Below are 22,708 nucleotides of genomic sequence, written 5' to 3'. Positions count from 1 at the left end.
ATTATTTTCCTCCTTCCTCAGACTTCTTCTTCGTAGGAAGAACCTCTCCACGATAAATCCATACTTTCACGCCAAGCTTACCATAAGTAGTATCAGCTTCAACATGCGCATAGTCGATGTCCGCGCGAAGTGTATGAAGTGGAACTGTTCCTTCACTGTAGTGCTCAGCACGAGCGATATCTGCGCCGCCAAGACGTCCAGAAACCTGTGTTTTAATTCCTTTTGCACCAGCACGGATTGTGCGTTGGATCGCTTGCTTTTGCGCACGACGGAAAGATACACGATTTTCTAATTGACGAGCGATATTTTCTGCTACAAGTTTAGCATCTAAATCAGCTCTTTTAATTTCAACGATGTTAATATGAACACGTTTGCCAGTTAATTGGTTTAAAGACTTACGAAGTGCTTCAACCTCAGAACCACCTTTACCAATAACCATACCAGGCTTCGCTGTATGAATAGTGATGTTGATGCGGTTAGCAGCACGCTCAATTTCAATTCGAGATACAGAAGCATCTTTTAAACGGCTTTCGATATATTCACGAACTTTAAGATCTTCATGTAAAAGGCTTGCGTAATCTTTTTCCGCGTACCATTTTGAATCCCAGTCACGGATGATACCGACACGTAAACCATTAGGATGTACTTTTTGACCCACGAATTATCCCTCCTTCTTTTCTGATACCACGATTGTGATGTGGCTTGTGCGTTTATTAATTGCGCTTGCGCGTCCCATTGCACGTGGACGGAAACGTTTTAAAGTTGGACCTTCGTCAACAAACACTTTGTTAACAACAAGGTTGTTAACGTCCATATCATAATTGTGCTCTGCGTTAGCAATTGCAGAGTTGAGTAATTTTTCAACGACCGGAGATGCAGCTTTTGGTGTATGACGCAAAATAGCGATTGCTTCTCCCACTTGCTTTCCTCGAATCAAATCTACCACTAAACGTGCTTTACGAGGAGCAATACGAACTGTTCTTACGACAGCTTTTGCTTCCATTAGGATACCCTCCTCTCATTAACGTCTTGTCTTTTTATCGTCACTAGCGTGACCTTTGTACGTGCGTGTTGGTGCAAACTCACCAAGTTTGTGTCCTACCATATCTTCTGTTACATAAACAGGAACATGCTTACGGCCATCATACACAGCAATTGTGTGACCGATAAAAGCTGGGAAGATTGTTGAACGGCGAGACCAAGTTTTTATAACTTGTTTCTTTTCAGTTTCATTTAATTTTTCAATTTTATTGAATAAATGATCATCAACAAAAGGTCCTTTTTTCAAGCTACGGCCCATTTTGGTACCTCCCTTCGTAATTGGTCTACGGTTCGCAAGCGGAACCGTAGTGCAATCACGTTATTTTTTACGACTACGAACGATAAACTTGTCGCTTTTGTTTGTTTTCTTACGAGTTTTGTAACCAAGAGTTGGTTTGCCCCAAGGTGTAACAGGTGATTTACGTCCGATTGGCGAACGTCCTTCACCACCACCGTGTGGATGGTCATTCGGGTTCATTACAGATCCACGAACAGTTGGCTTCTTGCCTAACCAGCGTGAGCGACCTGCTTTACCGATGTTAACAAGTTCATGCTGCTCATTGCCCACTTGGCCAACAGTTGCACGGCAAGTAGCAAGAATCATGCGAACCTCACCAGAATTCAAACGAACAAGAACGTATTTTCCTTCTTTACCTAACACTTGTGCAGATGTACCAGCTGAACGCACTAATTGTCCACCTTTACCAGGCTTCAACTCGATGTTGTGAACAACTGTACCTACAGGAATGTTAACTAAAGGAAGAGCGTTACCTGTTTTAATATCTGCTTCTGGTCCGGACATAACTTCCATTCCGACTTTAAGGTTTTTTGGTGCTAAGATGTAACGTTTTTCACCGTCTACATAATTGATCAAAGCAATGTTTGCTGAACGGTTTGGATCATACTCGATTGTGGCAACGCGTCCTGGTATACCATCTTTATCGCGTTTGAAATCGATAATACGGTACTGACGCTTATGGCCGCCACCTTGATGACGAACTGTAGTTCTACCTTGGTTGTTGCGACCGCCTTTCTTTTTAAGAGGCGCCAATAATGATTTTTCTGGCTTGTCAGTTGTAAGCTCAGCAAAATCTAATGACGTCATATTACGACGGCCGTTTGACGTTGGTTTATACTTTTTAATCGCCATGTCATTTCCCTCCTCTTCTTAAAATGTTGAATTAAACTTCAAATAGTTCGATTTCTTTGCTGTCTTGAGTTAATGTAACAACCGCTTTACGGCGTTTGTTTGTATAACCTGCATAACGACCCATACGCTTGAATTTACCTTTGTAGTTCAAGATGTTGACTTTTGCTACTTTCACGCCAAAGATTTCTTCGATAGCATCTTTAACTTGAGTTTTGTTAGCTTTTACATCAACTTCAAACGTATATTTTTTATCAGCCATGATTTCAGTTGAATGTTCTGTAATAACGGGGCGCTTAATGATATCGCGAGCATCCATTATGCAAGCACCTCCTCTACTTTTTCAACAGCTGCTTTAGTGATAATAAGTTTCTCGTGTCCAAGAACGTCTAATACACTAACGCCGCTTGCATCTACTACTGTAACACCAGGAATATTGCGTGCAGATAGTGCAACATTTTCGTTTAATGCTTCTGTTACAACTAGCGCTTTGCTGTTCACAGAAAGATTTTTCAATACGCTTGCGAACTCTTTTGTTTTTGGAGCGTCAAAAGCTAATGCTTCCAATACAATGATATTTTGCTCTTTAACTTTAGAAGAAAGGGCAGATTTGATCGCTAAGCGACGAACTTTTTTCGGTAATTTGTAGCTGTAGCTACGTGGAACTGGTCCAAAAACTGTTCCGCCTCCGCGCCATTGTGGAGAACGAATAGATCCTTGACGAGCACGTCCAGTACCTTTTTGACGCCACGGTTTGCGGCCGCCGCCACTCACTTCAGAACGGTTTTTAACTTTGCTTGTTCCTTGACGTAAAGACGCACGCTGCATCATTACTGCTTCAAATAAAACATGTTGATTAGGTTCAATACCGAAAACGGAATCGTTCAGTTCGATTTCACCAACTTCAGCTCCGCTTTGGTTTAATACTGTAACTTTTGGCATTCTTGTTTCCTCCTTTCTAGAAAAAATCGATTATTTCGCTTTCAATCCACTTTGGATTTTCACTAAAGATTTTTTAGGTCCAGGTACGTTACCTTTAACTAGGATTACGTTGCGCTCTGTATCAACTTTCACTACTTGCAGGTTTTGGATAGTGATTTGTTCGCCACCCATACGGCCTGGAAGTAATTTATTTTTGAATACACGGTTTGGAGCAACTGGTCCCATAGAACCTGGGCGACGATGGTAACGAGAACCGTGAGACATAGGTCCGCGGCTTTGTCCGTGGCGCTTAATCGCACCTTGGAATCCTTTACCTTTTGATACTCCTGTTACGTCGATGATATCTCCTTCAGCGAAAACATCAACCTTAACCTCTTGACCAACTTCTACTTCTTCACCGAAGTTACGGAACTCACGAATGAAGCGCTTAGGTGCAGTGTTAGCTTTTGCAACGTGACCTTTAGCTGGTTTGTTCGCAAGCTTTTCGCGCTTGTCGTCGAAACCTAACTGAATAGCTTCATAGCCGTCGCTTTCGATCGTTTTCTTTTGCAGTACAACGTTAGGCGTTGCTTCAATCACAGTAACTGGAATTAGTTCACCGTTTTCAGCAAATACTTGAGTCATACCGATTTTTCTTCCTAAGATTCCTTTGGTCATGAGTCACACCTCCTGAATTAATAATTTTTTATAATAATTAAAGTTTAATTTCAATATCAACGCCTGATGGCAAGTCTAAACGCATTAATGAATCAACAGTTTGTGGTGTTGGATTCACAATATCGATTAAACGTTTATGAGTACGCATCTCGAATTGCTCACGAGAATCTTTGTACTTATGAACCGCACGTAAGATTGTGTAAACAGATTTCTCTGTTGGTAAAGGGATTGGACCCGATACGTTAGCACCAGAACGTTTTGCTGTTTCAACAATCTTTTCTGCTGATTGATCTAAAATTCTGTGATCATATGCTTTCAAACGAATACGAATTTTTTCTTTTGCCATTATTTTCCCTCCTTTTCCGCCTATTTGCTAATAGACATTCTCCGCAGAAATATCCTGGCGACACTCGCCATGGCAAAGCGGCCGGGTGTGTCAGCAACCTTCTGCATCATCGCTGTCAAAAACCAACGTTGTTAATTATACACGAAGTTTTTGATGTATGCAACTGTATTTGCTATATTTCTTCTCTAGCACACTTTTACTATTATACACACATTATGGCTGCATATCAATAGAAGAAATAGAGTCTTTTAAATAAAAAAAGCAGGCGAGAGCCGCCTGCTTTTTAAACAGTTATTATTTTTGGATTGAAGCTACAACGCCAGCGCCTACTGTACGGCCGCCTTCACGGATAGAGAACTTTGTACCTTCTTCGATCGCGATCGGAGAAATAAGTTCTACTGTCATTTCAACGTTGTCTCCAGGCATAACCATTTCTACGCCTTCAGGAAGTTGAACGATACCAGTTACATCAGTTGTACGGAAGTAGAACTGTGGACGGTAGTTTGAGAAGAATGGAGTATGACGTCCACCCTCTTCTTTAGATAAAACGTAAACTTCAGCTTTGAAGTTAGTGTGTGGAGTGATTGAACCTGGCTTAGCAAGTACTTGTCCACGTTGGATTTCTTCACGTGCTACACCACGAAGAAGGGCACCGATGTTGTCACCAGCTTCAGCATAGTCAAGAAGCTTACGGAACATTTCTACACCAGTTACAGTAGTAGATTTTGGCTCTTCAGTTAAACCGATGATTTCGATAACGTCACCGACTTTAACTTGTCCACGCTCAACACGTCCAGTTGCAACTGTACCACGGCCAGTGATTGAGAATACATCCTCAACAGGCATCATGAATGGTTTTTCAGTGTCACGTTCTGGAGTTGGGATGTACTCATCAACAGCGTCCATAAGCTCGATGATTTTTTCTTCCCACTCAGCTTCACCTTCAAGTGCTTTAAGAGCAGAACCTTTGATTACTGGTACGTCATCTCCAGGGAATTCGTACTCAGAAAGAAGGTCACGTACTTCCATTTCTACAAGCTCAAGAAGCTCTTCGTCGTCTACCATGTCGCATTTGTTTAAGAATACTACAAGGTAAGGAACACCTACTTGGCGAGAAAGAAGGATGTGCTCACGAGTTTGTGGCATTGGACCGTCAGCAGCAGATACTACTAGGATACCGCCGTCCATTTGTGCAGCACCAGTGATCATGTTTTTAACGTAGTCAGCATGTCCTGGGCAGTCAACGTGTGCATAGTGACGATTTTCAGTTTCATATTCAACGTGAGAAGTATTGATTGTGATACCGCGCTCGCGCTCTTCTGGAGCGTTGTCGATTTGGTCGTAACCACGTGCTTCACTGCCGCCTTTTTTAGCAAGAACAGTTGTGATTGCTGCTGTTAAAGTTGTTTTACCATGGTCAACGTGACCAATTGTACCGATATTCGCATGTGTTTTGGAACGGTCGAATTTTTCCTTAGCCATTAGGAAATCCTCCTTTGAATTGTCAAATTAATTAATTTATATAGGGACTTTGAAGGCGGAAAGGTTTCCGACTTCAAAGATACCAAAGCTTACATTGTATTTATACTTCATTAAGAAGCATAAATCAATTATTGACCTTTATTTTTCTTGATGATTTCTTCGGAAACTGATTTTGGCACTTCTTCATAGTGGTCAAAGTGCATAGAATAAGTTCCGCGACCTTGTGTATTGGAACGTAGTGAAGTAGCGTAACCAAACATTTCAGAAAGTGGAACGAATGCTTTTACTACTTGAGCGTTACCGCGGGCTTCCATACCTTCTACACGTCCACGACGGGAAGTGATGTCACCCATAATATCTCCAAGGTATTCATCAGGAATAACAACTTCTACTTTCATCATTGGCTCAAGAAGAACCGGATTACATTTAGAAGCTGCATTTTTCAATGCCATAGATGCTGCAATTTTGAACGCCATCTCACTGGAGTCAACATCATGGTAAGAACCGTCAAACAGTCTTGCTTTAATGTCGATTAATGGATAGCCAGCAATAACACCGTTTTGCAATGCATCTTGAAGACCAGCTTGAACAGCTGGGATATATTCACGAGGAACAACCCCACCGACGATGCCGTTTTCAAATTCAAAACCAGCACCCTCTTCGTTAGGTGAAAACTCGATCCATACGTGACCGTATTGTCCGCGTCCACCAGATTGGCGGGCAAACTTCCCTTCTACTTGAGCAGAACCACGGAAAGTTTCACGGTAAGCTACTTGTGGAGCACCCACGTTTGCTTCTACTTTAAATTCACGACGCATACGGTCTACGATGATATCTAAGTGAAGCTCACCCATACCGGAGATAACAACTTGTCCTGTTTCAGGATTTGTTTCTGCACGGAAAGTTGGGTCTTCCTCTTGAAGTTTTTGTAGAGCAGTTGTCATTTTGTCTTGGTCGCCTTTTGATTTCGGCTCAACTGACAAAGAGATAACCGGCTCTGGGAATTCCATAGACTCTAAAATAACGAGGTTCTTCTCGTCACAAAGAGTGTCTCCTGTAGTTGTGTCTTTTAGACCAACTGCAGCAGCGATATCCCCTGCATGCACTTCAGAGATTTCTTCACGAGAGTTCGCATGCATTTGAAGAATACGACCTACACGCTCACGCTTGCCTTTAGTAGAGTTCTGTACGTATGAACCAGATTGTAAAATACCAGAATACACACGGAAGAACGTCAACTTACCAACGTAAGGGTCAGTCATAACTTTAAACGCTAAAGCTGAGAATGGTGCGTCATCAGATGATGGACGAGTTACTTCTTCATCGCTGTCCGGTAAAGTACCTTTAATGTTAGGTACATCTGTTGGAGCAGGAAGATAATCAATAACAGCATCTAGCATTAATTGAACACCTTTGTTTTTGAACGCTGTTCCACAAAGCACAGGGAAGAACTCAACGTTAACTGTACCTTTACGGATAGCGGCTTTGATTTCTGGGATTGTGATTTCTTCGCCGCCAAGATATTTTTCCATGATTTCTTCATCGAATTCTGAAATAGCTTCGATTAGTTTCTCACGGTATTCTTCCGCTTGGTCTTGCATATCTTCTGGGATTTCCCCTTCTTCGATTTCAGTTCCAAGGTCATTTCCGTAGAACGTAGCTTTCATTTCAATTAAGTCAATGATGCCGCGGAATTGATCTTCAGCACCGATTGGAAGTTGAATTGGATGAGCGTTTGCCATTAAACGGTCATGGATTGTGCCGACAGAGTAAATGAAGTCTGCACCAATCTTATCCATTTTGTTAACAAACACGATACGTGGAACGCCGTACGTAGTTGCTTGGCGCCAAACAGTTTCTGTTTGCGGCTCAACACCAGATTGAGCATCAAGTACAGTTACTGCACCATCAAGAACACGAAGGGAACGTTCAACTTCAACAGTGAAGTCTACGTGTCCTGGTGTGTCAATGATGTTTACACGATGGCCTTTCCACTGAGCAGTTGTCGCAGCAGAAGTGATTGTAATACCACGTTCTTGTTCTTGTTCCATCCAGTCCATTTGAGACGCACCTTCATGAGTCTCACCAATTTTATGGATACGGCCTGTGTAGTAAAGAATACGCTCAGTAGTCGTCGTTTTACCGGCATCGATGTGCGCCATGATACCGATATTTCGAGTGTTTTCTAAGGAGAACTCTCTTGCCATGTATGTCTTTCTCCTTCCTTAAGTTAAGATATTTTAAAAGTAATCTTACCAGCGGTAATGAGCAAATGCTTTGTTTGCTTCCGCCATTTTATGAGTATCTTCACGCTTCTTAACTGAAGCACCAGTGTTGTTAGCTGCATCAAGGATTTCACCTGCAAGGCGTTCTTCCATTGTTTTCTCCCCACGAAGACGAGAATAGTTCACTAACCAGCGAAGACCAAGAGTTGTACGACGCTCAGGACGAACCTCAACTGGTACTTGGTAGTTTGCACCACCTACACGGCGTGCTCTAACCTCTAATACTGGCATGATGTTTTTAATGGCTTGATCAAATACTTCCATTGGATCTTTACCCGTACGTTCGCGGATAAGATCGAATGCTGCATAAAGAATGGCTTGAGATTTACCTCTTTTACCGTCAACCATCATTTTGTTGATGAGACGAGTAACTAATTTAGAGTTGTACATTGGATCTGGAAGTACATCTCTTTTCGCTACAGGACCTTTACGTGGCATGTAAATTCCTCCTTTCATATATTCCTTCAATTATAAAGTTAATGATTCTTATTTTTTAGCTTCTTTTGGACGCTTCATTCCGTATTTAGAACGGCCTTGACGACGAGATTCTACGCCGGCAGTATCAAGCGCACCACGAACGATGTGATAACGAACCCCTGGTAAATCTTTTACTCTTCCTCCACGAATCAACACAACGCTGTGCTCTTGAAGGTTATGTCCAATACCAGGAATATAAGCATTCACTTCGATACCGTTGCTCAAACGAACACGGGCATATTTACGCAAAGCCGAGTTAGGCTTTTTCGGTGTCATTGTACCAACACGAGTACAAACTCCACGTTTTTGCGGTGAATTAATATCCGTTTGCGCTTTTTTAAAGCTGTTATAGCCTTTGTTAAGCGCTGGTGATTTGGATTTAGTTGTTTTTGATTTACGAGGTTTACGCACTAACTGGTTAATAGTAGGCATATGAAAATCCTCCCTTCCTTTTTTCTTAAGCCCACACATCCAGGTGGACCATTTTAAATTAAAAACAAAGTCTTTGCACTTTCATGCAAAAACATTATTCATTAATAATAGCAACAGCGGCGGCCTTGACATCAATTCCACATGTTTTTCCTAGCTTTAGCATAGAATCCACATAAGTAACCGGCACTGCTTTTTGCTCGGCCAGTTCTTCTACCTTTTTCATTAAAAAGGGACTGGCATCAGCAGCGATCATTACTTGCTGAGCTTGATTTCTTTCAAGAGCTCTCACTGTTTGTTTTGTTCCTATTGCCAAGCTTTGTGCCTTCGCTACTTTATCATAAGACATATAAACATCCTCCAAAGTAACAAGGTTCATAGGAGCACCTTGATTATATTATCACTCATGTTTTTAAATGTCAACTATGAAAATAAATTATTATGCCGGAGCCGGAAAAGCCGGCCCCGGACATATAATTTGCTAAAAAGTCTCGTATGTGCGGTCCCTTTTAGCACGCGCTTATTATTCTACTGTTACGGATTCTTCAGACGTCGCTAAAACCGGCTCAGAATTACGATATCTTTGCATACCTGTTCCTGCTGGAACGAGTTTTCCGATAATAACGTTTTCTTTCAAGCCTAGAAGTTCATCGCGTTTTCCTTTGATAGCCGCATCAGTTAATACGCGAGTTGTTTCCTGGAAGGATGCTGCAGACAAGAAGGAATCAGTTTCTAAGGACGCCTTCGTGATACCGAGAAGAACAGGTCGGCCTGTTGCTGGTATCTTGCCTTCAAGCAACGCTTGTTCATTGGCATCTCTGAATTGGTGAATTTCAAGTAAGCTTCCTGGTAATACATCTGTTTCTCCAGCATCAATTACCCGTACTTTACGAAGCATTTGACGTACCATTACCTCAATATGCTTGTCACCAATTTCTACCCCTTGCATACGATATACCTTTTGTACTTCACGCAGCAAATATTCTTGAACAGAAGAAACATCGGTAATTTTCAAGTATTCTTTCGGATCGATAGAACCTTCTGTCAGCTCTTGACCACGCTTCACTTGATCATTAACAGTTACTTTTAGTCGTGCTGTATAAGGAGCCGTGTACGTGCGGCTTTCTACATCGCTTTGTACAACGATTTCCTGCTGACGGTCGCGCCCTTCATTAATTGCTGTGACGACGCCGTCAATTTCAGAAATAACCGCTTGCCCTTTCGGATTACGCGCTTCGAACAATTCCTGGATACGAGGCAAACCTTGAGTGATATCGTCTCCAGCTACCCCACCTGTATGGAATGTACGCATTGTTAACTGTGTACCAGGCTCTCCAATTGATTGGGCAGCAATGATACCAACCGCTTCGCCAACCTCTACCTGCTGGCCAGTTGCAAGGTTGCGGCCGTAACATTTTTTACATACGCCGTGGCGAGTATTACAAGTAAAGGCAGAGCGAATCCACACTTCTTCAATACCTGCATTGATAATAACATTCGACATGTCCTCATCTATTAGATCATTCTCTCTTGCAATGATTTCGCCAGTTTCAGGATTAGCAATTGTTTTTCTAGCGTAACGGCCAACAAGGCGCTCTTCCAATGGTTCAATAATTTCAGTTCCCTCTTTAATTGAACGGATCAGAAGACCACGATCTGTTCCACAGTCATCCTCACGAACAATAACATCTTGGGCAACATCGACAAGACGACGAGTCAAGTAACCAGAGTCAGCTGTTTTAAGAGCTGTATCCGCCAGACCTTTACGCGCTCCATGTGTAGAAATAAAGTATTCCAATACGGTTAAACCTTCACGGAAACTTGATTTGATTGGAAGTTCAATGATCCGCCCAGCCGGGTTGGCCATCAGACCACGCATCCCCGCAAGCTGCGTAAAGTTAGACGCGTTACCACGGGCACCTGAATCACTCATCATGAAGATTGGGTTCCGCTTATCTAATGAAGCCATCAATTTACCTTGAATCGTGTCTTTTGCCGCGCTCCAGACAGAAATAACGCGATCGTAACGTTCTTCCTCGGTAATTAAACCACGTCTGAACTGCTTCATGACATTATCAACTTTTAATTGTGCTTCTTTCAGAATTTGTTCTTTTTCGCCTAATACCACGATGTCCGCGACACCTACTGTGATACCGGCTTTAGTTGAATGCTTAAATCCTAGATCTTTCATGCGGTCAAGCATTTTAGATGTTTCAGTAATTTTGAAGCGTTTAAATACTTCTGCGATGATGTTTCCAAGGATTTTTTTCTTAAATGGAGCAATCAACTCTTGCTTCTTAATATGCTCTCTTACATTTTCAGTCGGCTCAACAAAATACTTTTCTGGTGTCTTCTCTACCAGGTTGGTATTTGTTGGCTCATTGATGTAAGGGAAGGTGTCCGGAAGAATTTCATTAAAGACCATCTTTCCGACTGTTGTAATAAGAAGCTTCTTGTTTTGCTCTTCAGTAAACGTTTGATTATTTAAAGCGGAAGCAGCGACAGCTACTCTCGTATGAAGATGGACATAGCCATTTTGATAGGCAATCAATGCTTCATTCACATCTTTAAAAATCATGCCTTCACCAATTGCGTCTTCACGCTCAAGAGTTAAGTAATAGTTTCCTAATACCATGTCCTGAGATGGAGTAACAACTGGCTTTCCGTCTTTTGGATTCAAGATGTTTTGGGCTGCTAGCATGAGCATACGCGCTTCTGCTTGTGCTTCTGCTGATAGCGGTACGTGAACGGCCATCTGGTCTCCATCGAAGTCAGCATTGTATGCTGTACAAACGAGCGGATGAAGACGAATTGCACGCCCTTCTACTAGTGTAGGCTCAAACGCCTGAATACCGAGACGGTGAAGAGTTGGTGCCCGGTTTAAAAGAACTGGGTGTTCCTTAATAACCTCTTCAAGTACATCCCATACTTCTGGCTGTACGCGTTCAATTTTACGTTTTGCACTCTTAATGTTATGAGCAAGTCCTTTTTCAACAAGCTCCTTCATAACAAATGGCTTGAACAATTCAAGTGCCATTTCTTTCGGAAGACCACACTGATACATTTTCAGGTTAGGTCCAACGACGATAACGGAACGGCCTGAGTAGTCAACACGCTTTCCTAACAAGTTTTGACGGAAACGGCCTTGCTTTCCTTTCAACATGTGTGAAAGTGATTTTAACGGACGGTTACCAGGACCTGTAACAGGACGACCACGACGACCATTATCGATTAGAGCATCTACTGCTTCTTGCAGCATCCGCTTTTCATTTTGCACGATGATGCTTGGTGCACCAAGATCAAGCAAACGCTTCAAACGATTGTTCCGGTTGATTACCCGACGATACAGGTCATTTAAATCGGAAGTCGCAAAACGACCGCCATCCAACTGTACCATTGGACGAAGTTCTGGCGGGATAACAGGAAGCACGTCTAAAATCATCCAGCTTGGATTATTTCCAGAGTGACGGAACGCCTCAATCACTTCTAGACGCTTAATCGCTCTTGTACGACGCTGGCCTTGTGCACTCTTTAATTCTTCTTTAAGAAAATCTACTTCTTTTTCAAGATCAATATCTTGAAGCAGCTTTTTAATCGCTTCTGCACCCATAGATGCTTGGAACTTATTTCCGTATTTTTCACGGTACGCACGGTATTCTTTTTCAGAAAGCAGCTGCTTCTTCTCAAGCGCCGTATCACCAGCTTCTGTTACTACGTAAGAAGCAAAGTAGATCACTTCCTCCAGCGCACGCGGGGACATATCGAGAACGAGTCCCATACGACTTGGAATTCCTTTAAAATACCAGATATGTGAAACAGGAGCCGCCAATTCAATGTGACCCATACGTTCACGACGCACTTTGGCTTTTGTTACTTCTACACCACAGCGGTCACAGACAACGCCTTTATAACGAACTCTCTTATATTTCCCACAATGACATTCCCAGTCTTTTGTAGGTCCGAAAATACGCTCACAAAACAATCCATCTTTTTCTGGTTTTAATGTACGATAGTTAATCGTTTCCGGTTTTTTCACTTCACCATATGACCAAGATCTAATTTTATCAGGTGATGCCAGACCGATTTTCATGTATTCGAAATTGTTTACATCTAGCAAGGGGCCTACCTCCCTTTCAGTCTACAGGTTCTAACCAGTATGCTTAAACTGCTATTTATTAAAGACAGCCGGAGAAAGCTGTTGGAATTCCCCGGCCTGCTAATAGATTAATCCGTTGAACTTACTTTTTCAGACAAGTTTTCTTCGGGGGCGATATTTAATGTATCTGCCTGTTGAATGTCATCCTCGTCTTCCAAATCACGCATTTCAATTTCCTGGTCGTCTCCAGACATAATCTTAACGTCCATTCCCAAACTTTGAAGTTCTTTAATCAAGACTTTAAATGATTCAGGAACTCCTGGCTCCGGAACATTTTCGCCTTTGACAATCGCTTCATATGTTTTTACACGACCAACAATGTCATCGGATTTGACAGTAAGAATTTCTTGAAGTGTATAAGCAGCACCATAAGCTTCAAGCGCCCACACTTCCATCTCTCCAAAACGCTGACCACCGAATTGAGCTTTACCTCCAAGCGGCTGCTGAGTAACGAGAGAGTAAGGACCTGTTGAACGGGCATGAAGTTTATCGTCAACCATGTGAGCCAGTTTGATCATATACATGATACCGACAGATACACGGTTATCAAACGGCTCTCCGCTGCGACCATCATAAAGGACAGTTTTCGCGTCACGTGACATGCCTGCTTCTTCAATTGTTTCCCATACATCATCTTCTGTTGCTCCATCGAATACCGGAGTTGCTACGTGCATTCCTAAATAACGGGCAGCCATACCTAAGTGCAGCTCCATTACCTGTCCGATGTTCATACGTGAAGGTACCCCTAATGGGTTTAACATGATATCGATTGGCGTGCCGTCAGGAAGATAAGGCATGTCTTCTTCCGGTAAAATTCGGGAGATAACCCCTTTGTTTCCGTGACGTCCGGCCATTTTATCCCCTTCAGAGATTTTACGTTTTTGGACGATATACACACGAACAAGCTGATTAACGCCTGGTGGCAATTCGTCACCATCTTCACGGTTGAATACTTTCACATCAAGGACGATTCCGCCGCCTCCATGTGGTACCCGTAAAGACGTGTCACGCACTTCACGTGCTTTTTCTCCGAAGATCGCATGTAAAAGCCGTTCTTCTGCAGTTAATTCAGTGACACCTTTTGGCGTTACTTTCCCAACAAGAAGATCGCCATCTTTTACCTCGGCTCCAATACGGATAATTCCACGTTCGTCAAGATTGCGAAGCGCATCTTCTCCAACGTTTGGAATATCACGAGTGATCTCTTCTGGTCCAAGTTTTGTATCACGTGATTCTGATTCATATTCTTCAATATGAATAGACGTATAGACATCATCTTTCACAAGACGTTCGCTCATGATGATGGCATCCTCGTAGTTATAGCCGTCCCAAGTCATGAAGCCGACCATTACGTTGCGTCCTAAAGCAAGCTCGCCTTTTTCCATAGAAGGTCCGTCAGCAAGAATCTCACCTTTTGTTACGCGGTCACCTACGCTTACGATTGGGCGCTGGTTGTAACATGTACCTTGGTTAGAACGGATGAACTTAAGCAGGCGATACTTATCAAGGTCACCTTTTACTTCTTTTCCGTCTACTTCCTCTATACGACGTACCCAGATTTCTCTCGCTTCTACATGCTCAACAATTCCTGCTCGTTTACAAATAACGGCGGCTCCAGAGTCTTTACCTGAAACGTACTCCATTCCAGTACCGACAATTGGGGCTTCCGGCTGCATTAAAGGCACGGCTTGACGCTGCATGTTCGCTCCCATTAATGCACGGTTCGAGTCATCGTTTTCCAAGAACGGAATACAAGCTGTCGCAGCAGATACTACCTGTTTTGGTGATACGTCCATATAGTCTACACGCTCACGTTTCACCACTGTGTTTTCACTTCGGAAGCGGGCAACTACTTCTTCATCGGCAAACGAGCCGTCTGGGTTAAGCCGGACGTTCGCTTGCGCTACTACGTAGTTATCTTCTTCGTCAGCTGTCAAATAATCAATTCGGTCTGTAACTCTTCCTGTATCAGGATCTACTTTCCGGTATGGCGTTTCAATAAAGCCGAAACGATTAACCTTTGCATAAGTAGATAATGAGTTAATCAATCCGATATTCGGTCCCTCAGGCGTTTCAATCGGACACATACGGCCATAGTGGGAATAGTGAACGTCACGCACTTCAAAGCCTGCACGTTCCCTTGTTAATCCACCAGGTCCAAGCGCTGATAAACGACGCTTATGTGTTAATTCTGCCAGCGGATTTGTTTGATCCATGAACTGTGAAAGCTGAGAGCTTCCAAAGAACTCTTTGATCGACGCAATAACCGGCCGGATATTAATTAACTGCTGTGGTGTAATCGTGTTTGTATCCTGAATGGACATCCGTTCGCGAACAACACGCTCCATACGAGATAATCCAATACGGAATTGATTTTGGAGCAATTCGCCGACAGAACGAAGACGACGGTTACCCAGGTGATCAATGTCATCTGTGTCCCCTACTCCATATAGCAAGTTAAAGAAATAACCGATAGATGCGATGATATCAGCTGGTGTGATATGTTTTACATTCACATCTGGGAAGCCATTTCCAATAACATTAATGATCTTTTCATCTTCATTGTTCGGGGCATAAATCTTAATAGATTGAACAACAACATCTTCTTCTACTACCCCGCCTGATTGACGATAAGTTTTGAAGCCTACACCGTTTTCAAGGTTTGGTATAATCTTATCAAGTGCGCGGCGGTCAAGAAGCGTTCCTTTTTCCGCAATAATTTCACCAGTCTCTGGGTCTGCCAATGTTTCAGCAAGACGTTGTCCGAAGAGACGATTTTTTGTGTGGAGTTTTTTGTTCATTTTGTAGCGTCCCACACTAGCCAAATCGTAGCGTTTCGGATCAAAGAAACGAGAAATCAGCAAACTCTTAGCATTTTCGACTGTTGGCGGTTCGCCCGGACGCAAGCGCTCATAAATTTCAATAAGTGCTTTTTCCGTGCTCTCCGTATTGTCTTTTTCGAGCGTATTGCGGATATATTCGTTGTCACCTATAAGATCAATGATTTCTTGATCAGAGCCAAACCCGAGAGCACGCAACAACACAGTAACTGGTAATTTACGTGTACGGTCAATACGAACATATACAATATCCTTTGCATCTGTTTCATACTCCAACCAGGCTCCGCGGTTCGGAATAACAGTAGCAGTAAATCCGCGCTTCCCGTTTTTGTCCATTTTCCCGCTGTAATACACACTTGGGGAACGAACAAGCTGGGAGACGATAACGCGCTCTGCTCCATTAATAATAAATGTTCCTGTTTCAGTCATGAGTGGGAAGTCCCCCATGAACACTTCCTGATCCTTCACTTCACCAGTCTCTTTATTTAAAAGACGGACCTTTACTCGAAGCGGAGCAGAATACGTGACATCGCGCTCCTTAGACTCATCCACCGGATATTTCGGTTCTCCGAGACTGTAATCGATAAACTCCAATGCAAGGTTACCAGTGAAATCTTCAATAGGAGAAATATCCTGAAACATCTCTCTCAAGCCCTCATCAAGAAACCACTGATAGGAGGATGTTTGAATTTCAATGAGATTTGGTAATTCTAAAACTTCACTAATGCGCGCATAGCTTCTGCGCTGGCGGTGTCGTCCATACTGAACTAGTTGACCTACCAACTGATTCACCCCTCAAATCAAGCGTTTTAGTTGCCTATATGCTTCTTATAGCAGGCATTCAGCCTTACTGTAAGACAAAAAGAAAAAGGTTTTTTCAAAGAAAACCTCATTTTACGCGTGATGAACTATTATTTTAGCATCGTAGCCATTTCAACCACTAATTATACTATCTAAAAGAAATTATAGCAAAAATGGTCACAATTATTATTCTGGCATTTTATAATAATAACATAGAGCCATTTACGAGTCAACTTTTTCCGCCTTGATAATATAATACCCTTTTGAACGATCAATCATTTCAGCATTTCCAAAGAGTGATTCTATTTCTTTCAAAGCAGAAGGAGCCCCTTGCTTTTTTTGAATAACAACCCACAACACTCCACCTTCAGCAAGCTTCTCATAGCTTTGATGAAAAAAATCAAACACCACTTTTTTACCTGCCCGTATAGGCGGATTTGTCAGCACAGCAGCAAACCCCTGTTCATTAACTTCTTCTAGGCGGTCGCTTTCATAAATTTTAACGTTCCCAATCTGGTTAAGAGCTGCATTTTCCTTCGCTAATGAAAGAGCTCGCTGATTTACATCGATCATGTGAACAGTTCTATCAGGAAAAGCGGAAGCAATAGAAAGACCGATCGGCCCATATCCACAACCAGCGTCAAGAAATGGCCCTTCTACTTCAGGAGACTCAAACGTTTCAATTAAAAGACGCGAACCAAAATCTACTTCTTTTTTAGAGAAAACACCTGTATCTGTTTTAAAGCGAAATTTCCGGCCCTTTAAAGTATATTCCCAAAACCGCGGATCACTCTCACTGCCGGGTGTCTGTGAAAAATAATGATTGGTCATATCTGCCCCTCCATCCTAACAATTTATTTAGAAAAGCGGAAGCGCCTTGACTCGCTGCAACAGGCATAAGACAGGCTCATGACTTTGAACAGCTACACAACAGAAAACAGAAGCGCCCGTTCATAAATAAAAGCCCGCTGGATCCAGCGGGCTTTGTATCTTTACTACTTAATTACTTAACTTCTACGCCAGCGCCAACTTCTTCAAGTTTAGCTTTGATTTCTTCAGCTTCTTCTTTAGAAGCTCCTTCTTTAACTGGTTTCGGAGTGTTATCAACAAGCTCTTTCGCTTCTTTAAGGCCAAGACCTGTAACTTCACGAACAACTTTGATAACTTTGATTTTTTGAGCGCCTGCTTCAGTAAGCACAACGTCAAACTCAGTTTTCTCAGCTGCAGCTTCTCCGCCAGCAGCTCCGCCTGCTACTGCTACTGGAGCAGCTGCAGTTACACCAAATTCTTCTTCAATTGCTTTTACTAAGTCGTTCAATTCAAGAACGGACATTTCTTTAATCGCATCAATGATTTGTTCTTTAGTCATTTTAAAGTTTCCTCCTTGTTTTTACTTTCTTTTTATTCGTTTAGGCTGTTTCTGAAAAAATCAGCTTACGCGCCTTGTTCTTCTTTTTGATCTGCAACTGCTTTCGCTGCAAGAGCGAAGTTGCGCATTGGAGCTTGTAGTACGCTGAGTAGCATAGAAAGAAGTCCTTCGCGAGATGGAAGTTCAGCAAGAGCTTTCACTTCTTCTACCGTTACAACGTTTCCTTCTAGAACACCCGCTTTAATTTCCAATGCTTCGTTTGCTTTAGCGAAGCTGTTAAGAATTTTTGCTGGTGCGATAACGTCTTCTGTACTGAATGCAATTGCATTCGGGCCAGTTAAGAATTCATCTAATCCAGAAATCTCCGCAGTTTCAGCTGCACGGCGAGTTAAAGTGTTTTTGTATACTTTAAATTCAACACCAGCTTCACGAAGCTGCTTACGAAGTTCAGTTACTTGGCTAACTGTTAATCCACGGTAGTCTACGATTACTGTAGATGCACTGTTTTTAAACTTGTCAGCGATGTCGTTTACTAACTGTTTCTTTTGCTCGATTACACTGCTCATCTTTTACACCTCCTGTAGATTTCTATAGCAAAACAAATAATTTGCTATTCTGCTTGTCCATTCATACCTTAGATGAAAGTAAAAAACCTCCACGTCAGTAGACATGGAGGTTACGAAAAGTACAGCACAGAGCCACACTCTATATATTCGTATTACCTCGGCGGGAAATTAAGCTTTTCAGCACCTGCTGTCTACGGTATAAATGTTCAATTATTTTGCAACAAAATGAATTATATCAAATTCGAAATCTGTTGTCAACTTATTTTGCAACAGCTACAGAAGAAGGATCTACCTTGACGCCAGGACCCATTGTTGAAGTGATTGTAACATTCTTCATGTATGTGCCTTTTGCTGCAGATGGTTTAGCTTTTAACATTGTGTCAAAAATTGTGTTGAAGTTTTCAATTAACTTTTGGTTGTCAAAAGAAACTTTACCAATTGGCACATGGATGTTACCAGCTTTATCAACACGGTATTCTACTTTACCTGCTTTAATTTCTTGAACAGCTTTCGTTACATCAAAAGTAACTGTTCCAGTTTTAGGGTTTGGCATAAGACCTTTAGGTCCAAGCACACGACCAAGCTTACCAACTTCACCCATCATGTCAGGAGTAGCTACGATTACATCAAACTCGAACCAACCTTGTTGAATCTTGTTGATATAGTCTGCATCTCCTACATAATCTGCTCCAGCTGCTTCTGCTTCTTTCGCTTTTTCACCTTTCGCAAACACTAAAACTTTTTGTGTTTTACCAGTTCCGTTTGGAAGCACAACTGCTCCACGGATTTGTTGATCAGCTTTCTTTGGATCTACTCCAAGACGGAAAGCTGCCTCTACTGTTGCATCAAATTTCGCAAAGTTTGTTTTCTTTACTAATTCAACTGCTTCGTCAATAGCGTAAGTTGCTGTACGATCAACAAGCTTCGCTGCTTCTTGAAACTTTTTACCTTTTTTAGCCATTTAAAACTTCCTCCTTATGTGGTTTTAGCGGAATAACCTCCCACGAATAAAGGTTGCGTGTGAAGTAATTACGAAATACATTCACAGCGCAACCCTTGAACAACGTCTAAGAACAATTAGTCTTCAATCACAATACCCATGCTGCGGGCAGTTCCCTCAACCATGCGCATAGCTGCTTCAACACTAGCTGCGTTAAGGTCAGGCATTTTTGTTTCAGCGATTTCGCGAACTTTATCGCGTTTTACTGTCGCTACTTTATTGCGGTTTGGTTCACCGGAACCAGACTCAATACCTGCTGCTTTCTTAAGAAGTACAGCAGCCGGCGGAGTTTTTGTGATGAATGTAAATGAACGGTCTTCAAAAACCGAAATTTCAACTGGAATGATCAAACCAGCTTGATCCGCTGTACGTGCGTTAAACTCCTTACAGAATCCCATGATGTTAACACCAGCTTGACCAAGTGCAGGACCAACCGGCGGCGCAGGGTTTGCTTTGCCTGCAGGGATTTGCAACTTAACAACTTTAATAACTTTTTTAGCCACGAGACACACCTCCTTAAGTCCGTGATGTGGTATTTGGGGATTTCCCCTCCCACTCAATAACACCTTTATATATAATAAAGATGGTCAATTAGAATTAGTCTGTCTTTAAGACATACTGACTTAAAAATATTATCATTATTTCCTTAATATTTCAAGATGTTTTCCATTATAATTTATCTACTTGGTTAAAATCAAGCTCAACTGGAGTTTCGCGGCCAAACATATTTACGAGCACTTTCAATTTGGCTTTGTCATAGTCGATTTCTTCTACTGTTCCTTCGAAGTTTGCAAATGGGCCTTCGTTTACCACTACTGTTTCGTTCACTTCAAAGTCAACGTCCTTACGTTTTTCATCCATACCCATTTGTTTTAAAATATTCTTCACTTCATCCGGCAGCAATGGCGTTGGTTTTGACCCATGACCAGAAGAACCAACAAATCCAGTTACCCCAGGTGTATTACGAACAACATACCAGGAATCATCTGTCATGACAATTTCAACTAAAACGTATCCCGGGAATACTTTTCGCTTTGTTACTTTCTTTTTGCCGTTTTTAATATCAGTTTCTTCTTCTTCCGGAACGATCACACGGAAGATTTTATCTTGCATACCCATGGATTCTACGCGTTTTTCCAGGTTAGCTTTTACTTTATTTTCATATCCTGAATATGTGTGTACAACATACCAATTCTTCTCCATAGAAAGGGACTAAGCGTCCTTCCCTCCTTTACTTTTGAAAAGCAAATGAAAAAACCCGTTGAAGCGGGCTTTTTTTTCTTCTCTATGATGTTTCATTATACCATATCAAAAAACAGTATATTCAAAACTAAACGGCAAAGTTGAAAATTATAGAGACAAAACCCATCGTACAAGAGATGAGATACCTAAATCAACCACCGTAAAAAAGATGGCCAAGAAAAACACAGTTGTGATAACTGTGATCGTATATCCTGTCAGCTCTTTTTTCTTTGGCCAGCTGACTTTTCTAATTTCCGACCCAACGTTGCGGAAAAATTGTGTTATGCTCGACATTTCGAACCCTCCAAAGGTGAAATCAACTTTTCTCAAAGGTGATTAGTTGTTGGCTGGCTATGAACGCCAGCTTGTTCGCTTTCACTCCACCTAGCCGCAGCGGCCAAAAATTTAAGTCTAAGCACACGCGGCAAAGATGACCTTTTCAGCGATTCTTTCAATCTCTGCCAAGATTTGAACAGCGGCTCCACTTATTTAGTCTGTTTATGGATTGTATGGCTGTTACATGTTCGGCAAAATTTCTTTATCTCTAGACGTTCTTCGCTGTTGGCTTTGCTGTGAGTGGAATAATTTCTTGAACCGCACTCGGAACAAGCTAATATTCTCTTTTTTGTCATTTTAAGTCCACCTTATCTATCTCAATTGTAAAAAATAACATTATCAGTGGAACTAGTCAAGTCATTGCCTACAACGTGATTTCTTTAAACTCAAGATAACGCTCGAGCTTTCTCTTAACCCGCTGCAGCGCATTATCAATTGATTTGACGTGGCGGTTAAGCTCTTCAGAGATTTCCTGATACGACTGCCCATCCAAATATAAAGCGAGCACTTTTCGCTCCAGGTCGCTTAATAGTTCATTCATCTTATCTTCAATACTATTAAACTGTTCACGATTAATGATCAATTCTTCGGGATTCATAATCTTTGCGCCTGTGATGACGTCCATTAACGTTCGATCGGATTCTTCATCATAAATTGGCTTATCAAGTGAAATGTAGGAATTTAATGGAATATGCTTCTGTCTTGTGGCTGTTTTAATGGCAGTAATAATTTGTCTTGTAATGCAAAGTTCAGCAAAAGCTTTAAACGTGGTAAGCTTGTCTTCCCGGTAATCGCGGATAGCTTTATAAAGTCCAATCATCCCCTCTTGGACAATATCTTCCCTATCGGCTCCAATTAAAAAATATGAGCGTGCTTTTGCACGGACAAAATTTTTATACTTATGAATCAAATAATCTAGAGCATCGCTATTCCCATTATGAACAAGTTCTATGAGGTGCTCATCTTGAAGCGTTTCCAATGTTGTATTGCTTGAACGGTTCAAACCCACACACATCCCCTCCGCCTGCAAAGCCATAGATAGCAACATTATACAGTACGAATTTTTCGAACGTCAATCTTTCATTTCTCACCACGACGCCACTTTTCGAAAATTTCTGCCACCTCGTCGGTAAGAGAAATTTTTGAATTCACCTTTTTTTCATTAAATTTCTTAACGCTTTTCCCGATCTTTTTGTTTGTATGTTCTAATTCTACCAGCAGTTCTCGTGCAGAAATACGCAAAGCACCTTGGCCAAAAATAACCCACTGTTCTGTAAAATCAGAAGTCGCTACAGAAATTTGATTTTTAATATTATTTAATTCGATGGCTAGTTTTTCAATGCGCTCATCGGCCGACTCATTCTCCCTTGTAAAAATGACTTCTACTTTGGAATCCTTATACTTTTTTTCTGTTCCTTTAACATAATGAGCATCAAAAACAACAATGACCCGTCGGCCCGTGAACCCTTGGTATTCAGCCATCAGCTGAACGAGACGGTCACGGGCAGAGGCAAGATCGTGTTTTTTTAGCTTTTGAAGTTCCGGCCAAGCACCAATAATATTGTAGCCGTCAACTATGAGGATGTTCATCG

25 protein-coding genes and 1 other annotated feature are annotated in these 22,708 nt (G+C 41.9%); all 25 genes read right to left on the bottom strand.

Annotated elements, in window-relative coordinates:
* Window position 1 precedes the first annotated feature (1 nt).
* Complete coding sequence (gene rpsC, locus AC623_RS00200; RefSeq protein WP_049659366.1) at window positions 2-658, bottom strand: 30S ribosomal protein S3; 657 nt, start codon at window positions 656-658, stop codon at window positions 2-4.
* Between the two features lie 3 nt (window positions 659-661).
* Entirely contained in the window at window positions 662-1,003 is a 342-nt protein-coding gene (gene rplV / locus AC623_RS00195) for a 50S ribosomal protein L22 (protein ID WP_049659365.1), read from the bottom strand.
* 18 nt (window positions 1,004-1,021) lie between these two features.
* Window positions 1,022-1,300: a 30S ribosomal protein S19 gene (rpsS, locus tag AC623_RS00190; protein ID WP_049659362.1), complete on the bottom strand. Its 279-nt coding sequence runs from the start codon at window positions 1,298-1,300 to the stop codon at window positions 1,022-1,024.
* A 60-nt stretch (window positions 1,301-1,360) separates the two neighbouring features.
* On the bottom strand, window positions 1,361-2,191 hold the full coding sequence (gene rplB, locus AC623_RS00185; RefSeq protein ID WP_049659360.1) for a 50S ribosomal protein L2: 831 nt from the start codon (window positions 2,189-2,191) through the stop codon (window positions 1,361-1,363).
* A 31-nt stretch (window positions 2,192-2,222) separates the two neighbouring features.
* Window positions 2,223-2,507, bottom strand: coding sequence for a 50S ribosomal protein L23 (gene rplW / locus AC623_RS00180; RefSeq protein ID WP_049659359.1), 285 nt, complete (start codon window positions 2,505-2,507; stop codon window positions 2,223-2,225).
* Window positions 2,507-3,130, bottom strand: coding sequence for a 50S ribosomal protein L4 (rplD, locus tag AC623_RS00175; protein WP_049659357.1), 624 nt, complete (start codon window positions 3,128-3,130; stop codon window positions 2,507-2,509). Before rplD ends, rplW begins: the two co-directional genes overlap by 1 nt.
* A 30-nt stretch (window positions 3,131-3,160) precedes the next feature.
* Window positions 3,161-3,787: a 50S ribosomal protein L3 gene (gene rplC, locus AC623_RS00170; RefSeq protein WP_049659355.1), complete on the bottom strand. Its 627-nt coding sequence runs from the start codon at window positions 3,785-3,787 to the stop codon at window positions 3,161-3,163.
* 37 nt (window positions 3,788-3,824) lie between these two features.
* The gene (rpsJ, locus tag AC623_RS00165; RefSeq protein WP_019394071.1) at window positions 3,825-4,133 is read right to left on the bottom strand and encodes a 30S ribosomal protein S10; all 309 of its coding nucleotides are present in this window, start codon (window positions 4,131-4,133) and stop codon (window positions 3,825-3,827) included.
* Between the two features lie 294 nt (window positions 4,134-4,427).
* Window positions 4,428-5,615, bottom strand: coding sequence for an elongation factor Tu (gene tuf / locus AC623_RS00160; protein WP_049659352.1), 1,188 nt, complete (start codon window positions 5,613-5,615; stop codon window positions 4,428-4,430).
* A gap of 128 nt (window positions 5,616-5,743) precedes the next feature.
* Complete coding sequence (gene fusA / locus AC623_RS00155; protein ID WP_049659351.1) at window positions 5,744-7,822, bottom strand: elongation factor G; 2,079 nt, start codon at window positions 7,820-7,822, stop codon at window positions 5,744-5,746.
* A 45-nt stretch (window positions 7,823-7,867) separates the two neighbouring features.
* The gene (rpsG, locus tag AC623_RS00150; protein WP_049659349.1) at window positions 7,868-8,338 is read right to left on the bottom strand and encodes a 30S ribosomal protein S7; all 471 of its coding nucleotides are present in this window, start codon (window positions 8,336-8,338) and stop codon (window positions 7,868-7,870) included.
* 48 nt (window positions 8,339-8,386) lie between these two features.
* Window positions 8,387-8,809, bottom strand: coding sequence for a 30S ribosomal protein S12 (gene rpsL, locus AC623_RS00145; RefSeq protein ID WP_049659348.1), 423 nt, complete (start codon window positions 8,807-8,809; stop codon window positions 8,387-8,389).
* A 94-nt stretch (window positions 8,810-8,903) separates the two neighbouring features.
* A complete protein-coding gene (locus tag AC623_RS00140) occupies window positions 8,904-9,155 on the bottom strand; it encodes a 50S ribosomal protein L7ae-like protein (protein ID WP_049659346.1) in 252 nt (83 codons plus the stop codon).
* Between the two features lie 174 nt (window positions 9,156-9,329).
* Window positions 9,330-12,923: a DNA-directed RNA polymerase subunit beta' gene (rpoC, locus tag AC623_RS00135; protein ID WP_049659343.1), complete on the bottom strand. Its 3,594-nt coding sequence runs from the start codon at window positions 12,921-12,923 to the stop codon at window positions 9,330-9,332.
* Window positions 12,924-13,030: 107 nt separating this feature from the next.
* Window positions 13,031-16,585, bottom strand: coding sequence for a DNA-directed RNA polymerase subunit beta (gene rpoB, locus AC623_RS00130; RefSeq protein WP_049659341.1), 3,555 nt, complete (start codon window positions 16,583-16,585; stop codon window positions 13,031-13,033).
* Window positions 16,586-16,825: 240 nt separating this feature from the next.
* Window positions 16,826-17,434, bottom strand: coding sequence for a class I SAM-dependent methyltransferase (locus tag AC623_RS00125; protein ID WP_049659338.1), 609 nt, complete (start codon window positions 17,432-17,434; stop codon window positions 16,826-16,828).
* A gap of 172 nt (window positions 17,435-17,606) precedes the next feature.
* Complete coding sequence (rplL, locus tag AC623_RS00120) at window positions 17,607-17,972, bottom strand: 50S ribosomal protein L7/L12 (protein WP_049659336.1); 366 nt, start codon at window positions 17,970-17,972, stop codon at window positions 17,607-17,609.
* A 65-nt stretch (window positions 17,973-18,037) separates the two neighbouring features.
* Window positions 18,038-18,538: a 50S ribosomal protein L10 gene (rplJ, locus tag AC623_RS00115; protein WP_049659334.1), complete on the bottom strand. Its 501-nt coding sequence runs from the start codon at window positions 18,536-18,538 to the stop codon at window positions 18,038-18,040.
* A gap of 71 nt (window positions 18,539-18,609) precedes the next feature.
* Window positions 18,610-18,753 (bottom strand) — a sequence feature (ribosomal protein L10 leader region).
* A 44-nt stretch (window positions 18,754-18,797) separates the two neighbouring features.
* Window positions 18,798-19,499, bottom strand: a complete 702-nt coding sequence (gene rplA / locus AC623_RS00110; RefSeq protein WP_049659332.1) for a 50S ribosomal protein L1 — start codon at window positions 19,497-19,499, stop codon at window positions 18,798-18,800.
* 116 nt (window positions 19,500-19,615) lie between these two features.
* The gene (gene rplK, locus AC623_RS00105) at window positions 19,616-20,041 is read right to left on the bottom strand and encodes a 50S ribosomal protein L11 (protein WP_041101809.1); all 426 of its coding nucleotides are present in this window, start codon (window positions 20,039-20,041) and stop codon (window positions 19,616-19,618) included.
* A gap of 166 nt (window positions 20,042-20,207) precedes the next feature.
* Complete coding sequence (nusG, locus tag AC623_RS00100) at window positions 20,208-20,741, bottom strand: transcription termination/antitermination protein NusG (RefSeq protein ID WP_049659330.1); 534 nt, start codon at window positions 20,739-20,741, stop codon at window positions 20,208-20,210.
* A gap of 147 nt (window positions 20,742-20,888) precedes the next feature.
* Entirely contained in the window at window positions 20,889-21,074 is a 186-nt protein-coding gene (secE, locus tag AC623_RS00095) for a preprotein translocase subunit SecE (protein ID WP_049659328.1), read from the bottom strand.
* A 191-nt stretch (window positions 21,075-21,265) separates the two neighbouring features.
* Complete coding sequence (rpmG, locus tag AC623_RS20840) at window positions 21,266-21,412, bottom strand: 50S ribosomal protein L33 (RefSeq protein WP_077247259.1); 147 nt, start codon at window positions 21,410-21,412, stop codon at window positions 21,266-21,268.
* 68 nt (window positions 21,413-21,480) lie between these two features.
* Window positions 21,481-22,125: an RNA polymerase sporulation sigma factor SigH gene (gene sigH / locus AC623_RS00090; RefSeq protein ID WP_231603325.1), complete on the bottom strand. Its 645-nt coding sequence runs from the start codon at window positions 22,123-22,125 to the stop codon at window positions 21,481-21,483.
* 71 nt (window positions 22,126-22,196) lie between these two features.
* Window positions 22,197-22,706: an NYN domain-containing protein gene (locus AC623_RS00085; RefSeq protein WP_049659324.1), complete on the bottom strand. Its 510-nt coding sequence runs from the start codon at window positions 22,704-22,706 to the stop codon at window positions 22,197-22,199.
* Window positions 22,707-22,708: the final 2 nt, after the last annotated feature.

The sequence above is a fragment of the Bacillus sp. FJAT-27231 genome (assembly GCF_001183975.1).
Classification (GTDB): domain Bacteria; phylum Bacillota; class Bacilli; order Bacillales; family Domibacillaceae; genus Pseudobacillus; species Pseudobacillus wudalianchiensis.
The sequence above is the reverse complement of the archived record's forward strand: the minus strand, read 5'-3'. Positions and strand labels throughout refer to the sequence as shown.